Annotated in this window: 15 protein-coding genes and 1 pseudogene; 13 read left to right on the plus strand and 3 right to left on the minus strand. The window is 45.4% G+C overall.

Features of this window, described 5'->3' with window-relative positions; translation table 11 throughout:
* The first annotated feature begins 15 nt into the window (after positions 1-15).
* Positions 16-357 carry a DUF2956 domain-containing protein gene (locus BS19_RS17615; RefSeq protein WP_038177118.1) on the plus strand — a complete coding sequence of 114 codons (342 nt, stop codon included), beginning with the start codon at positions 16-18 and terminating at the stop codon, positions 355-357.
* Positions 341-688 (plus strand): DUF4156 domain-containing protein, encoded by a 348-nt coding sequence (locus BS19_RS17620; RefSeq protein ID WP_038177120.1) that lies wholly within the window; start codon positions 341-343, stop codon positions 686-688. Before BS19_RS17615 ends, BS19_RS17620 begins: the two co-directional genes overlap by 17 nt.
* Positions 689-748: 60 nt before the next feature.
* Here the strand turns inward: BS19_RS17620 and BS19_RS17625 are convergent, their stop codons facing one another.
* On the minus strand, positions 749-1,036 hold the full coding sequence (locus BS19_RS17625; RefSeq protein ID WP_038177123.1) for a winged helix-turn-helix domain-containing protein: 288 nt from the start codon (positions 1,034-1,036) through the stop codon (positions 749-751).
* A gap of 204 nt (positions 1,037-1,240) precedes the next feature.
* Here BS19_RS17625 and BS19_RS17630 point away from each other — a divergent pair, with 204 nt between their 5' ends.
* The 4 genes from BS19_RS17630 to BS19_RS17645 are packed head-to-tail and all read left to right on the plus strand — an operon-like array spanning position 1,241 to position 3,612.
* Positions 1,241-1,588, plus strand: coding sequence for an ArsC family reductase (locus BS19_RS17630; protein ID WP_038177125.1), 348 nt, complete (start codon positions 1,241-1,243; stop codon positions 1,586-1,588).
* 22 nt (positions 1,589-1,610) lie between these two features.
* Entirely contained in the window at positions 1,611-2,747 is a 1,137-nt protein-coding gene (gene dapE, locus BS19_RS17635) for a succinyl-diaminopimelate desuccinylase (protein ID WP_038177128.1), read from the plus strand.
* The gene (locus BS19_RS17640; RefSeq protein WP_038177129.1) at positions 2,747-3,421 is read left to right on the plus strand and encodes a M15 family metallopeptidase; all 675 of its coding nucleotides are present in this window, start codon (positions 2,747-2,749) and stop codon (positions 3,419-3,421) included. The genes dapE and BS19_RS17640 overlap by 1 nt, the downstream gene beginning before the upstream one ends.
* 11 nt (positions 3,422-3,432) lie before the next feature.
* On the plus strand, positions 3,433-3,612 hold the full coding sequence (locus tag BS19_RS17645; RefSeq protein WP_038177132.1) for a DUF2897 family protein: 180 nt from the start codon (positions 3,433-3,435) through the stop codon (positions 3,610-3,612).
* A 58-nt stretch (positions 3,613-3,670) separates the two neighbouring features.
* Here BS19_RS17645 and BS19_RS17650 read toward each other — a convergent pair whose 3' ends face one another.
* Positions 3,671-4,450, minus strand: coding sequence for a Zn-ribbon-containing protein (locus BS19_RS17650; protein ID WP_038177136.1), 780 nt, complete (start codon positions 4,448-4,450; stop codon positions 3,671-3,673).
* Between the two features lie 315 nt (positions 4,451-4,765).
* Between BS19_RS17650 and BS19_RS17655 the strand changes: the two genes are divergently transcribed.
* Both BS19_RS17655 and BS19_RS17660 read left to right on the plus strand, forming a co-directional pair.
* A complete protein-coding gene (locus BS19_RS17655; protein WP_051686576.1) occupies positions 4,766-5,848 on the plus strand; it encodes an AI-2E family transporter in 1,083 nt (360 codons plus the stop codon).
* 323 nt (positions 5,849-6,171) lie between these two features.
* Positions 6,172-6,609, plus strand: a pseudogene (locus BS19_RS17660) (transposase); the annotation flags it as partial.
* A gap of 98 nt (positions 6,610-6,707) precedes the next feature.
* Here the strand turns inward: BS19_RS17660 and syd are convergent.
* Positions 6,708-7,256: a SecY-interacting protein gene (gene syd / locus BS19_RS17665; protein WP_038177137.1), complete on the minus strand. Its 549-nt coding sequence runs from the start codon at positions 7,254-7,256 to the stop codon at positions 6,708-6,710.
* Positions 7,257-7,339: 83 nt separating this feature from the next.
* Between syd and queF the strand changes: the two genes are divergently transcribed.
* From queF to xni, 5 genes are all read left to right on the plus strand, one after another.
* Complete coding sequence (queF, locus tag BS19_RS17670; protein WP_038177140.1) at positions 7,340-8,185, plus strand: NADPH-dependent 7-cyano-7-deazaguanine reductase QueF; 846 nt, start codon at positions 7,340-7,342, stop codon at positions 8,183-8,185.
* 13 nt (positions 8,186-8,198) lie between these two features.
* Positions 8,199-10,469 (plus strand): tetratricopeptide repeat protein, encoded by a 2,271-nt coding sequence (locus tag BS19_RS17675; RefSeq protein WP_038177141.1) that lies wholly within the window; start codon positions 8,199-8,201, stop codon positions 10,467-10,469.
* Between the two features lie 99 nt (positions 10,470-10,568).
* The gene (locus tag BS19_RS17680) at positions 10,569-12,134 is read left to right on the plus strand and encodes a GGDEF domain-containing protein (RefSeq protein ID WP_038177144.1); all 1,566 of its coding nucleotides are present in this window, start codon (positions 10,569-10,571) and stop codon (positions 12,132-12,134) included.
* A 266-nt stretch (positions 12,135-12,400) separates the two neighbouring features.
* Positions 12,401-13,765: a nucleotide 5'-monophosphate nucleosidase PpnN gene (gene ppnN / locus BS19_RS17685; protein WP_038177145.1), complete on the plus strand. Its 1,365-nt coding sequence runs from the start codon at positions 12,401-12,403 to the stop codon at positions 13,763-13,765.
* 60 nt (positions 13,766-13,825) lie between these two features.
* Complete coding sequence (xni, locus tag BS19_RS17690; protein WP_038177146.1) at positions 13,826-14,602, plus strand: flap endonuclease Xni; 777 nt, start codon at positions 13,826-13,828, stop codon at positions 14,600-14,602.
* Positions 14,603-14,630 lie beyond the last annotated feature (28 nt).

The following is a 14,630-nucleotide window of genomic DNA, read 5'->3' on the forward strand; positions in this document are numbered from 1 at the left end:
ACAAGACTTTTTATTATGAAGAATAAAGTCGTTTCCTCCCCAGAAACTCAACAAGAAGCGATGAAAATTGCCAAGGCGACACAAAAGCCGGCTCAAACCAAAGAGCAAACTAAACTCATTGCCCAAGGAATCGAAAAAGGCATTGCGCTGTACAAAAAGCAGCAAAAAGAACGCGCGAGACAGACTGACAAAGCAAAGAAAAAAGCGCAAAAGAGCAAGCAAGTGGTGCAGACACCTGTTGACATCAACAACGAGTCTCCTGCGGTTGCTGAACGCTCCACCAAGGCGCCTGTTCTACCTTGGATATTACTCATCACAAGTTGGATAGGATTTATCGTTTATGTTAGCCAAAGTTAATCGCCTATTTACTATCGCTATCACCATTAGTCTCGTTGGCTGCACGTCACCCTATACCAAGGTTGACCCTGACGCGACTAACGTCCATCTCAGAATGGATGCTCAATTCGATGCTAACGATTGCCAATGGTTAGGCGAAGTGACTGGCAGCGAGGGCCATTGGTACAGCTATTTATTGTTTCCTAATGATGTGATGGTACGTGGAGCATTTAACGACATCAAAAATCAAGCCCACACTCTGGGGGGCAATACCGTATTTTTGGTCCACCCACAAGATTTTGTCACTTCATTCACTGTGATGGGCAATGCGTACCTTTGCACTACTAAGTAGAGCCGAGCGCATAAAAAAACCTAGCGATAAACGCTAGGTTTTATGGTCTGTTGCCTTGCGCTATGCGCTAAAGCCTAAACTGGCGGCGATCGCGGTTTTTCTCTCGATAACCCACTGGCTATCAAAAGGCCCCCAATCTGACAATTGATAGTAGCCATCATTATGACGTCGACCATCTTGAACAAACATCAGCTCAATACCGATTCCCGGCAAGGCCTTAATGACGTCTTGAATCGTGCGACGGGGCCAACCCGTCTGCTCGATAAGTTTTGGCACATTTGGTCTTTCTAAATTTTCAACAAGCAGTGCAAGATACAAGCGCCTCGCAAAAACAGGACTCAATTCCATTGATACCTCCTATAAATTTCTAGGGTCATTATTTCTGTTTTGCGCAGCTATGTGTTGCGTTTGATCAAAAACTCTACAATCGCTATGGTTTGATAGCGATTTTTTTTACTCGTTGAAATATATACATCACACTTTTGTCTCGTTGTTCACTTCCTGCTAGGATGCAAAAAACAGAAATAAAAAGTCACTTGTAAAGGTTTCACTATGACAATCACCATGTACGGTATTCCCAACTGCGACACGATTAAAAAGGCCAAGAAATGGCTTGATGCGCAGAGCATCGACTACCAATTTCATGATTACCGCAAACAGGGTATCGACACTAAAATGGTCGAAACTTTCTGCCAACAGCTTGGGTGGGAAAACGTACTTAACAAACGCGGTACAACCTATCGCCAACTGCCACAAGAGCAAAAAGACAATCTTAACCAAGACAATGTCATCGCGCTCTTGGTTGAGCAGCCTGCAATGATCAAACGCCCGATTCTCGTATCAGGTGACGAGTACCATATTGGTTTTAAAGCGGATCAATACGCCGCTCTTTTTTCATAAATTTTTCGTAAGGATTTCAAGGATGACAGACAGCCCTACTCTGGCTCTGGCAAAAGATTTAATTAGCCGCCAATCGGTAACCCCTGAAGACGCGGGTTGCCAGCAGGTGATGATTGAGCGATTGAAAGCGCTTGGTTTTGAGATAGAAGTCATGGTGTTTGAAGATACCACCAACTTTTGGGCACGACGCGGCAGCGAATCGCCACTGTTTGCTTTTGCAGGTCACACCGATGTAGTTCCTGCTGGAAACTTAGATCATTGGCACACAGCTCCTTTTGAACCCACCATTGTCGATGGTTTTCTCTACGGACGTGGCGCCGCTGATATGAAAGGCTCATTAGCCAGTATGGTGGTTGCGGTAGAGCAGTTCATTACTGATCACCCAAATCACAAAGGTTCGATTGGCTTTTTGATCACCTCAGATGAAGAAGGTCCATTTATCAACGGCACAGTGCGTGTGGTTGAAGCATTAATGGCACGCGGTGAAAACATCGACATGTGTATTGTCGGTGAACCTTCCAGTACCGAAGTGGTTGGTGATGTTGTCAAAAATGGCCGCCGAGGTTCGATCACAGGTGATTTGACCGTGAAAGGAATTCAGGGCCATGTCGCCTATCCGCATCTGGCAAAAAATCCGGTTCACCAGTCACTTCTCGCGATACATGAACTGGCAACAACCGAGTGGGATCAAGGCAACGATTATTTCCCGCCGACCAGTTTCCAAATTCCAAACGTGCACGCTGGCACGGGGGCCTCTAACGTGATTCCGGGCGAATTTAAGATTCAGTTCAACCTTCGATTCAGTACCGAGCTCAATAACGAGACCATCATGGCGCGTATCAACGACATTTTGGCTAAGCACGATCTTGACTATGATCTGCACTGGACTTTTAATGGCGACCCATTCTTAACCGATACAGGCGCTTTGCTTGATGCCGTTGTTGGTGCAGTCGATAACGTTAACCAAACCAAACCTGCGTTGCTTACCACCGGTGGTACGTCTGACGGTCGCTTTATTGCTCGTATGGGGGGTCAAGTTGTCGAACTTGGACCTGTCAACGCGACCATCCATAAAGTGAATGAGTGCGTCAAGGTTGCCGACCTGGAGAAGCTCACTGCTATGTACCAAAAAAACCTTGAGAACTTGTTGGCGCAGTAATGACTCCAGAGCAGCTTACCGGCCAAGTCACCAGCCACTTAGTTGACACTGTGGTGGGGCAAAAAGCATTTTTGGTTCACCCTAGTGTGAGCCAAGATCTGCTGATGCTAAAACAAGCCGCAGCCGAGGCTGGCTTTACTCTTAATATCGCCAGTGGCTTTCGCGATTTTGAACGTCAAGCGACGATTTGGAATAATAAAATGGCGGGACGCAGTGTGATACTCGACAGCCACAGCCAAGCGTTAGCAAGTGACACCCTCAGTGACGAACAGAAGGTTGAGGCGATATTGCGTTGGTCAGCGCTTCCGGGAGCCAGTCGCCACCATTGGGGAACGGACTTCGACATTTTTGCTCGAGATCGTTTGCCTGAAGGCGACACACTAAAACTTGAGCCATGGGAGTACTTAACGGGCCATCAGCATGAGTTTTATCTGTGGTTACAGACCCACCTGAGTGAATTCGGGTTCTTTTTTCCCTATGCGCAAGATTTAGGTGGCGTCGCTCCCGAGCCTTGGCATATCAGCCACAAGCAGGTCAGCCAAGGTTGTTCAGAACAACTCACTTTGCCAGTTTTGCGACAAGTCCTGCAGCGCTCGCCTATTTTAGGTCAACAAGTGGTATTAGCTAAGCTCGAAACGATCTACAATCAATTTATACATAATATTTACCAGTAGGTATCGTCATGATGGACTTTCTAACCAACCCTTGGGTGATTATCGCGATTGTCCTTAGTGTCGTTATCGGCAACATCGCCGCCTTAAAGTACACCGCCAATATGAAATTTGGTCGGACCGATAAAAAAACGCCATCGGCTCAAGACAACGACAAAAATCCCTCAGACCAAAACGACAAAGACCCGCAATAGTGCGAGTCTTTGTCTTTGTTATCTCGGTGTAAACCAGGAATCCATCGCGACATCTGCCTTACTTAAGGTGATCCCACGAAATATTCGACACAATTCGGCATGGTTCGCACTTAAAATAGAAGATATCGTGGACAGGCTCATCAAGTAACCAATCACCACCACATTTAGGGCACTTTCGCGCTTTTTCAGCGGCTAAGTTCTGGCCACCAACCCGATATTGGTAGTAGTAAGTGGGGATCTGGCTAATGTACTCAATACGTCCACGCAAATCCCACCCTCGTTTAAAAAGTACACTATCGACATCACAAATTTCATGCAGCGCCGCATGCTCGGCGCGACATCCGCCCGCCATCTGAATTTCATCACACGCTTGCCACTCTGTTTGCCATTTGATCACCGCCTTATGATCCCCGTTGAGCGTCGGTCCATTTCGATACAGTGGAATCGGTAATAAGGTTTCACCGCTGCGCAGCGGAGAGCAAGTATGAACATACGTGGTGTACAACACTTGCCAACTTGGCGACGTTGACTCTGCGGCCTCTTCTGAATTGAGGTCTCGCCCAAGCAAACGCATTTTAGGTGCCAATAGACTGGCATCGGTTAAGCGGTTTAAGCACACGTTGACAAAATCGGAGTGATAACTTGGATGAAGACTGTCTTGCTCGGGGCACACGACGCGAACAAAAAATTCACCATCGCCCATAACAATAGGAAACTCACGCCCCAAAACCTGACCGTTATAACGTAAAGCGTCCATCAAACCGTTGATCGCTTTGTCTACCGCAGAGACGGTGGTGTTATCGAAACATTCAAATTGCAGTTCAACAACGTAACCCATAAGTCTAATTCACTACATGATTAATTGTTATTGGGGCTATTATAGAGATAATTTTTACATATATCTTGATAAATAACATATTTGACACAAAGCGTTACGAGACATGACATGAAACGATCTTTGAGTAGATATAAGTTGATTGCAATTGGACAAGAAGGCACAGTTGTTGGGCATCCACGCCAAGTTAACGTTAAAAATCAAAATTTCGTCTAATGAAACGTCCAGTCTAACTTCTGGTTCAGATCACGTATTAGCCGAAGTCAATACGAATACAAACCGTTTAATTCGTTCTAGGAATAGAAAATGAGGAAAGACTTGAATAATTCAAATGAGAACTTAGAAAAGGTATTAGTGAAAGCATTTAGTACTTCATTGATACGATTCGCAGCAATTACGCTTATTGTGATTGTCTGTTGGTGGGCGTTTTTACCATTTTTACCTATTTTACTTTGGGCGCTGGTATTGGCTATTGCACTTTACCCTCTTAAGTTGGCTATTGAACGTAAACTGGGCTTAAGATCTAGCCGATCGGCTACTTTAGTCGCGGTGATTGGCGTGCTTGTACTTGGAACGCCTACCGCTATGGTTGGTAACTCATTTGCATCTAAAACGTTAGAGGCACTCGATTCTTATCGAAATGGCACACTAGCCGTGTCGAAGCCAACTGACAACGTAAAAGAATGGCCATTAGTCGGGGAAAAAGTATATGCAGCCTGGGATGAAGCCGCTGTCAATCTGCCTGTTTTCATAGATAAGCATCAGCCTCAAATAAAAAACATTTTCGGTTGGGTGTTCGATAGTGCGGCTGGCGCAGCTAAGAGCGTATTTGTCTTGATAGGTGCGGTGATCATTGCTGGGGTAATGTTAGCTTGGGCTGAACCCGCATCAGCATCAATACGTAAAATTTTTATAAGTTTTACAGACCCGGTCAAAGGACCCACGCTGCATAAATTAACAACAGCAACCCTAAGGCAGGTCGCTGTAGGCATTATTGGAATCGCATTTTTAACAGCAATGATATTTGGTGCTGTCGTAACGTTAGCAGGCGTTCCTGCGGCTTCTCTGTTTACGTTAATCGCCTTAGTTTTTGCTATCGTTCAGCTCCCTGTGACCGTCGTGGCTCTGGTCGCTGTTGCGATATTGTGGTCAGGAGATAGTGGAACAGCACACAATGTTATCTTCACAGTATTAATTATTGCTGCAAGCTTGATAGATAATTTCTTAAAACCGATCATTCTTGGAAGAGGGTTGGATGTCCCAATGCCTATAATACTCATTGGTGCAGTGGGTGGGGTTATGTCTGGGGGAATACTGGGTATGTTCGTTGGTGCGGCATTTTTAGCTGCAGGATATCAAGTTTTTATGCAATGGGTAGAATCAGAAAGCAAGCAAGTCTGAGAGATCGTTGAAAATTCGAAATCGAAATATAAAGGCGCTAGTGAGTCATGTTTTATTTGAGTATAAAATTGATATCTGCGTTTTTTAAGGTTGGTGTGAAACCAGCTAGGTAAAAAGAAGGGCTTCACAGCGATGAAAGAAAGTGAAAGCAACAATCTGGCCTATGCCAGACGTATGATGATACACAGGGACGCCCACATGGTATCGCTATTCAAGAGTATGACGTCATCAACGGGGCCCTCCTTTTTTGAAACAGATCATTCCCTTGAAGCCTATCGTGGTAGCCAAGGATGTAGCCTCGAATATCAAACAGTCCTTTCACAGCAGAGTTGAGTCTATCTAACGTAATCGATGCCGAAGTGTTCCCCTACTTGCTTAAGCAGACACGTCGTAAAGTCATTGAGATATAGGGTGATCGAGCTTATGACACAAGGAACTGCCATGATGCTATACGAATCAAGCGAGCAGTTCCGCTCATTCCGCCACGAGAAGGGGCAGTCTTCTGGGAGCAAGGACATCCTCGCAACTTAGCAGTAGGAGGCTGACAGAAGCTGTACGGCTCCAACAAGAAGTGGAATAAGCGGTATGGCTATCATAAGCGCTCGCTATCAGAGACAGCAATGCATCGAGTGAAACCGTTGTTGGGTGGAAAATTCAGCCTCCGAAATTACAACGCTCAGGTTGGTGAGACTTACGCAATGATTAAAGCGCTGAACAAGCTTACAGGACTTGGTATGCCTGAAACTCAGTATATTGTCTAAAAGCTGCTCAACGTTGGGCGGTTTGGTTTCTCGTCTGAATTACGCAACAAAGCCTTGACAATGTTAATATTTTATCTTGTCAACATTCCAGATGTACATTACTGCACCACGACGTCAAGTTGGTTGATAAACTGGCCGAGATTGTCCGCCAATACGTCACGCTTATCGGTACCAAGACGTTCTAACACAACGTTACCAGTTAAATTACAGATAGAGATAACATCCATCTCTGTATCTGTCGCGGCGATAAAGACCGTCGGTTTTAATTTCAAACGACGCTGAGTCACTAAGTGACCAAGAATGTTCTCTTGCAAACGAACAAAGTCCTCATCACTCCATACTTGCAGCAACGACAGTGGGTTACCTTGCCAGGTCGCTTCCATATCGGCGCTATACTGGGTGCCGTAAAAGAGTTTGATATCATCATGGAGCACGAGTTCAATCCCGTTCTCAACGTTGGTAAAATCGGCTGCAACCTCACGTTGGCAGGCTTGCCATTCGACCGCTTGATCGGTCTTTTTCTCCACACATGGAGAGACAAGATCAACCAACTCTGCGCTTTTCGGTAAGTGTCCCAAAGCATCTAAGTGTGCTTGGCGGTATTTTGCACTGAATGAGAGCAACGCTTGTAAGGCATTATCAGTCATTAGATTCTCCAACATGAGTAGTCGCTTTTAATGGCAGGATTGCGTAAAATTCTCGACATTCTAATAGAAAACGAACAAAAAGTATGAGCAAATATTCTGATGCGAAAGAGTTAACTGGCCTAACCTTGGGGCAGAAAACCGAGTATGCAAACCAATATGACCCAAGCCTGCTGCAACCTGTACCTCGTAGCCTCAACCGCGACGACCTCAATTTAGGCCAAGATCTGCCTTTCGTAGGTTGCGATATTTGGACTTTATATGAGCTCTCTTGGCTAAATGACAAAGGTTTGCCACAGGTGGCGATTGGTGAAGTGTCAATTCCAGCCACCAGCGCCAACTTAATCGAATCAAAATCATTTAAGCTCTATCTCAACAGTTTTAATCAAACCCGTTTTTCAGGCTGGGATGACGTTGAAAAGAGACTGATCAAGGATCTGTCAGCCTGCGCGGGTGAAACAGTCGATGTGACCTTGCGCTCAGTTGACGACTATACCGATAGCGTGATCGTCACGATGGATGGTGACTGTATTGATGCTCAAGATATCGAAATCACCAGTTATGATTTTGACCGTAATCTATTAGCGGGCGCCGCAAGCGGTGAGTGGGTCACAGAAAGTCTTCATAGCCATCTGCTAAAATCCAACTGTCTTATCACTAACCAGCCTGATTGGGGTAGTGTTGAGATTCACTACACGGGTAAACAGCTCGATCGTGAAGCGCTACTGCGTTATATCGTCTCTTTCCGCGAACACAATGAATTCCACGAACAGTGTGTGGAACGCATCTTTACGGACATTACGCAGTTCTGCCAACCTCAATCCTTAACCGTTTATGCGCGTTATACACGTCGTGGTGGACTCGATATTAATCCATATCGCTCAAACATCAGCAGTCAGCCTAACCACAACCAACGTATGGCTCGTCAATAAGGAACACATCTCTATGGTGAAAGTACGCTGCATGCGCATTGTTGGCGCATTGTTGTTACTGCTCGCTTGGCCATTGATGGCCAACACGATTTACGCATCAGCAAGCTTAAGTGAAGCGAACAACTTGGTTAATGTCGTGCCGCATCAGGCCAAACAACTGGTCAGCGACTACCTCGAGCAGCGTACTATTTCGGATAAGACCGAGCAAAGCCCATCGGCGATGTCACGTGATGAAGCCGATAGTCGTATTCGTACTCCCGGCAGTACCATAGATGCTCTGCGCATTCTTGCTCAAGCAGAATATAACTTAGGCAACACCCTTCAAGCGTTGAAGCATTTACGTGAAGCGCACATTATCGCTGAAAGTTATCATCTTCCATATCTGTCTATTAGTGTCGATTTGCAGCAAACCGAATTAATTTGGCTTATCGATCACGACAGTGATAAAGCACGTAACAAATTGGCTCAACTAGAAAATAGTTTCTCTAGCATTGAAAACCCGCAACAATTGTTACGTGGACTCGGCTATCGGATGTTGATGTTTAAAGCGCGTATTGCATCAAAACAAGGCAACATTGCTTTGGCAGACGAGCTTTATTTACAAGCCAAAGACTATGTTGACAGTACCGATACCACTTCTATCTTTATCGACTACCACACCACGGTCGGCCAACACCTACTGGCGAACAAACAATACAACCGCGCTTTGTCTGAATTACTGATCAGTTATTGGAAGGCGATAGAGAAAGACTCCGCCAATCAACTAGCACAAGTCAACCGCCTACTCGGTCAGCTTTTTTACGAACGTAAGGTGTTAGACAAGGCCAATGACCACTACTCACAAGCCGCCGACTACTACGATAATTATCAGGGCTCACCTGCGCTGCCACCAATACTAAAAAGTATGGGCGACATTTATTACCATCAAGGCAAATACAATCTCGCCTTGGTCCATTACTTCAATGCCATGGATCACGACCGGCTCAACAACAATATCGATAATATTATCGAATTGCATATCGCTCTTGCCTCAACTTACCTTAAGCTGGTCAACTACCCTTTGGCCGAACAATATCTAGAGCGTGCCCAAGAGCTACTCCAATTCGCCAACATTCCGCGCTTAAAGTCTTATGCGCTATTACTTGAAGCTGAGTTAGCCCAATATCAAAGTCAACCACAGCAAGCAATCGACCGAGCCAAACAAGCCCTTAACATTGCGCGTGAAGAGCAAGATGTGAGCCTCGAAAAGATGGCCTACAAGATGCTCTACTTGGGCTATGAATTAGACAACCAGTATCAACTGGCTCTTGAGAGCCTAAAGCAGTACGACTCACTAGCAACCATTGAGCAACAAGAACTCGACTTGATCAGTGAAGATGCTTTTCGTCAGCAGAAAGAGTTTGTCGAGCAAACGCTGCACTTAAATAGTCAAAGACAAGAACTTGAGCAGACACAAAGCGACCACCGTAAGTTTCAAAATATTACCTTAACGCTGTTTATCCTCAGTGCGATTTTATTTCTTTTCCTGATGAGACGTGGCCATATCATCGGTTTGCAAAATGAAGAACTCGACGCACTCAATGAAGATCTTTACACTCACTCGCGTTCAGGCTTAAAGAACTTACGCATGCTGAACGCGCGTTTGCCCGCTTCACTCGAAGAGAGTAATCACAAGTTTGAAAAATGGCATGTGGGTGAACTTATTCATGAGCCGCTCAACGATCGATTACGTTTTGTGATGATCGATATCCCTTTCTTACGCAACATGTACTTGCAACATGGCTATCAAGAAGGGCTAAAACTGGAGCGTGCTTTTGGTGATTTTCTAAAAGAGCGAGTGACGCACCCGGCGCGAATCTACCACTTCTCAGATGCTAATTTGCTTTATATCGAACCGAACAGTGAACAGAACACACAACCTGAGCAAGTGTTTGAAAAAATCCAACAATGGATCTTAGAGTTTGAACCTGAGCGTCACATCAATCGAATTATTCGTATCGGCATGGCGGACTACCCATTCCTACCCAGAGCTTACACCGCGGTCAATGATAAGGAACTGATTGATGTGCTACTTATGTCAACAAGCACTGCACGCACACTCAGTATGAAAGAACATTGCAGTCAGTGGGTCTATTTACGGGCGATTGAAAACGCTCCAGCCGCCAGTTTAGCCACCGGAAATATCCGCAAAGCATGTAAACATTCGATAAATCAAGGCTTGATCAAAGTCCACTCTTCGTTCAAGAATGAGGACAGTATCAAAAAACTATTAAAAGATGAGTAAAAGCTCGGCAATCGCACTCACTAAGTCGTGACGGCCCCGATTTATTTGATATTATCGACAGATTAATAAATAGCATTAGAATCCAACTTAAGTTTATTCATGGGTGTTCTTGAGCAAGATCTTCAGTCACAGCTGCACAAGCTGAAATCTCAATTGGAACAAGTCCGATTGACACAGCGGGACACCTCGTTCAAATTTAAAAGAGAACAGAAGGTCCTTCAGCGCATCATTGCGTCGCTAAGTTGTGCCTATAAAACTGAAAACCCGCGTTTAAACGCAGGGTTAACTGAGCTCAAACAAGCTATCGAGCAACAGCAAGACGTCAGTACTCTAATTCCAAAACTAGCCGTTTTGGAGCGTTTGCTTAAACAACAAGGCTTGGCTATGGATAAACACACCGATCATCTTGACTCGCAAATAAAACACAGCGGTGAAACCTTGTTGAGGCTGACGGGTTTACCGGCCAAGGTCAAACGCGATTTACGCGATTTGCTGAGCTATTCTAATGGCCTTAAGCACCCAAAGGCTGAACAGGCCGTGCGTTTACTGAGCCTGTATGAGCGTTCTGTTAAAATTATCACTGCCAATCCTGAACACACCATCAATCAAATCGCAAATAGCTCAGACCGAGAATTACTACTAAGACTTTCTGATGAACTTCAGCACTTAATCACCGAACTTGATTTCGAAGGTGAGTCGGGAGAGTTGTTGTCCGATATTCGTGCCAAGCTTCTGATTGGAGTTAATAGCCATGTGCTGCTTGAATTAACTCTACAAACTCTGAAACTGGTTATTGATGGCACAAATTATGAGCGTAAAACGTCAGAGCAGTTCTTAGAACAAGTCAACGCAAGCCTCTCTTCGTCTTTAAAAAGCTCAACGCAAAACGTACAGCAGTCGCACAGTTATTTTCAGCATAGACAAGAGATGAGCGGTGAACTCGCCGATCTGATTGACAGTACCCAATCAAAAGTAACACAAGCCACATCACTAGATGGACTCAAAGCTGAAGTTAACCCTTTACTCACTCAACTGAATTCGCTTTCAGAACGTTTGAAGCACGCAGAGCAACGTGAGCAATCCCTGCTTGAACGGATGAGTTATGGCAAAAACCAACTTGAAGCCCTCTTTGAAGTAACCCAAGATTATCGCCGTCGTCTTGAAGATCAAGCGCAACGTATGTTGTTGGATCCACTGACTAAGGTTTACAACCGCGCCGCATTTGGCGACCGTTTAGAGCTAGAGTATCGACGCTGGATTCGTGCTCAGCACCCTTTACGCGTTGTGATACTAGACATTGATGGTTTTAAATCGATTAACGATAGTTTTGGTTACACCGCTGGTGACAAAGCGCTGAAGATTATTGCGCGTACGATTAAAAAAGAGCTGCAAGATACCGATACTGTGGCTCGTTTTTCTGGTGAAGAGTTTATTTTACTGCTCCCAGAGGTCAGTGATAACGATGCGTTTAATGTCATTCAAGCCATTCAAAAACAAGTGGCTAAACTGCCATTCAAGTTCCGCGATCGCCACCTCACCATTACTCTTTCGGCAGCCAGTACCGCCTTTAAAGACTCCGACACACCAGAAGAGATACTCGAACGTTTGAATCTGTGTCTCAACGAAGCTAAAACACTCGGTAACAGCCAACTGGTTTGGCGTTAAAAGCCATTATCCCACCTCGCCCACACTTTGCCTGTCTGCGTCCTCTCTGCATTGACCTATATATATCAATAATTTAACTTTATTATTTGCGATTAACTGCTAAGCTTAAGCTATCTTTGCTCGTCGAATGCTCACGTTAAGCAACTTAAAACAGTACCAATGCAAAGCGATAACAATAACGCAGAAGAATAAAAATAATATAAAACGATAACAATAAATAATAACAGCGATGAAGCTCGATTCCGTTCATCGCCTAAGGGGTCCCCATGATTACTCATATCAGTCCAGCGGGTAGTATGGACTTACTTTCTCAACTTGAAGTTGAGCGTCTTAAGAAAACCGCTACCAGTGATCTGTATCAACTCTACCGCAACTGTACTCTCGCGGTGCTCAACTCTGGTGCGCATACTGACAACTCCAAAGAACTATTAGACAAGTATCAAGATTTTGATGTCAATGTGATGCGCCGTGAACGTGGCATCAAATTAGAACTCATCAATGCCCCTGATCACGCTTTTGTCGACGGAGAGATCATCAAAGGGATCCAAGAACATCTCTTTTCGGTCCTGCGTGACATTGTCTACGTCAATATGCACCTGGCCGACAATCAGCGCCTTAACTTAACTAACCCAAGCCATATCACTAACTTGGTGTTTGGTATATTGCGCAATGCCGGTGCCCTGACGCCAAGGATTGAGCCAAATCTTGTTGTCTGTTGGGGCGGTCACTCCATTAACGCCACCGAATACCAATATACCCGTGAAGTCGGCAATGAGCTTGGGTTACGTGAAATGAACATCTGTACTGGCTGTGGACCTGGTGCAATGGAAGGGCCAATGAAAGGGGCCGCGATTGGGCACGCTAAGCAGCGCTACTATGATCAGCGTTATCTTGGCTTAACCGAACCCTCCATCATTGCTGCTGAGCCGCCCAACCCTATCGTCAATGAACTGGTGATCATGCCTGATATTGAGAAGCGACTCGAAGCGTTTGTTCGCATGGCGCACGGTATTGTCATCTTCCCTGGCGGTGCAGGTACAGCCGAAGAGCTGCTCTACATTCTCGGCATTATGATGCACCCAGAGAATGCCGAACAGCCACTCAGAATTGTTCTCACCGGACCAAAGGAAAGTGAAGAGTATTTCTTTTCGATTGACCAGTTCATTGGTGAGACACTAGGCAGTGAAGCGCAAAAACACTATCAAATTGTTATCGATGATCCTGCCAAAGTAGCGCAAATTATGAAGCAAGGTATGGTCGATGTACGCCAACACCGCAAAGACCATGGCGATGCCTACAGCTTTAGTTGGTCGCTCAATATTGAACCTGAATTCCAGATGCCATTTGAACCGACCCACGCCAATATGGCGAGCCTTGACTTGCATCTCGATCAACCACCGGAAGCGTTAGCCGCAGCGCTGCGACGCGCTTTCTCAGGTATTGTTGCAGGTAACGTAAAATCAGAGGGTATTCTAGAGATCGAACAGCATGGTCCATATCAATTAGATGGCGATCCTCGCTTAATGGCTAAGATGGACAAATTGCTCAAAGATTTTGTTGCTCAAGATAGAATGAAGCTGCCCGGCGGCACGGCATACGACCCTTGCTATAGAATCAAAACCAGCAACTAGTGGTAATCTATCACTCATCCGATACAATAAGGGCTTGATGCCCTTATTTTTTTGCTTGCTATGTCTATTCACTTGGTCATTATTGACGCTTTAAATCTGATTCGCCGAGTTCACTCAGCACAACCCGACCCGACCGATATAGCCAGAACGATCACCACGACTTCGCGCACCTTGCAACGAATTCTTAATGAGGCGCAACCGACGCATATCATCGCCGTCTTCGATCATCACCTGCAAGAGCGCGGCTGGCGAGCGGAAATCTTGCCTGAATACAAACAAAACCGTAAACCTATGCCGGAGCCACTGCTTAATGGCCTTGAAGCGATACAAGACGCCTGGTGGAAAATGGGGATTGACTCGCTGCTTTCTGAAGGTGATGAGGCTGATGATTTAGTCGCGACACTGGCCATCAAGGTGGCAGAGCATCATGAGAAAGTCACTATTATCTCAACCGACAAAGGTTATTGTCAGTTATTGTCACCAACTTTGCAGATCCGTGACTACTTCCAGCATCGTTGGCTAGATGAACCCTTTATTGCCAAAGAGTTTGGCGTTAAACCGTATCAATTGGCTGATTACTGGGGACTCACTGGCATTAGCTCGAGTCAAGTACCTGGCGTGGCGGGAATTGGGCCTAAAGCGGCCAAAGAAATATTAACTCAGTTTAATGATATTGAGCAGGCATACGCGAGTGATGAATTAGCCGCTAAATATCGAAAAAAACTTGATCAACACATCGAGTCGGCTCGGCGATGTAAGCAAATAGCCGCCTTAAAGACCGACATAGAGCTCGGCTTTAATTTGCAAGATTTACGCTTTAATGGGCCAAATGAGTAACAAGAAGGTTTGCAGCGTTGCCAGTTGT

The organism is Vibrio pacinii DSM 19139, from assembly GCF_000711795.1.
GTDB classification, from domain to species: Bacteria; Pseudomonadota; Gammaproteobacteria; order Enterobacterales; family Vibrionaceae; genus Vibrio; species Vibrio pacinii.

Coding starts and splice junctions, on each gene's coding strand:
- BS19_RS17615 (WP_038177118.1), top strand. CDS start 16: ATGAAGAATAAAGTCGTTTCCTCCCCAGAAACTCAACAAGAAGCGATG.
- BS19_RS17620 (WP_038177120.1), top strand. CDS start 341: ATGTTAGCCAAAGTTAATCGCCTATTTACTATCGCTATCACCATTAGT.
- BS19_RS17625 (WP_038177123.1), bottom strand. CDS start 1,036: ATGGAATTGAGTCCTGTTTTTGCGAGGCGCTTGTATCTTGCACTGCTT.
- BS19_RS17630 (WP_038177125.1), top strand. CDS start 1,241: ATGACAATCACCATGTACGGTATTCCCAACTGCGACACGATTAAAAAG.
- dapE (WP_038177128.1), top strand. CDS start 1,611: ATGACAGACAGCCCTACTCTGGCTCTGGCAAAAGATTTAATTAGCCGC.
- BS19_RS17640 (WP_038177129.1), top strand. CDS start 2,747: ATGACTCCAGAGCAGCTTACCGGCCAAGTCACCAGCCACTTAGTTGAC.
- BS19_RS17645 (WP_038177132.1), top strand. CDS start 3,433: ATGGACTTTCTAACCAACCCTTGGGTGATTATCGCGATTGTCCTTAGT.
- BS19_RS17650 (WP_038177136.1), bottom strand. CDS start 4,450: ATGGGTTACGTTGTTGAACTGCAATTTGAATGTTTCGATAACACCACC.
- syd (WP_038177137.1), bottom strand. CDS start 7,256: ATGACTGATAATGCCTTACAAGCGTTGCTCTCATTCAGTGCAAAATAC.
- queF (WP_038177140.1), top strand. CDS start 7,340: ATGAGCAAATATTCTGATGCGAAAGAGTTAACTGGCCTAACCTTGGGG.
- BS19_RS17675 (WP_038177141.1), top strand. CDS start 8,199: ATGGTGAAAGTACGCTGCATGCGCATTGTTGGCGCATTGTTGTTACTG.
- BS19_RS17680 (WP_038177144.1), top strand. CDS start 10,569: ATGGGTGTTCTTGAGCAAGATCTTCAGTCACAGCTGCACAAGCTGAAA.
- ppnN (WP_038177145.1), top strand. CDS start 12,401: ATGATTACTCATATCAGTCCAGCGGGTAGTATGGACTTACTTTCTCAA.
- xni (WP_038177146.1), top strand. CDS start 13,826: ATGTCTATTCACTTGGTCATTATTGACGCTTTAAATCTGATTCGCCGA.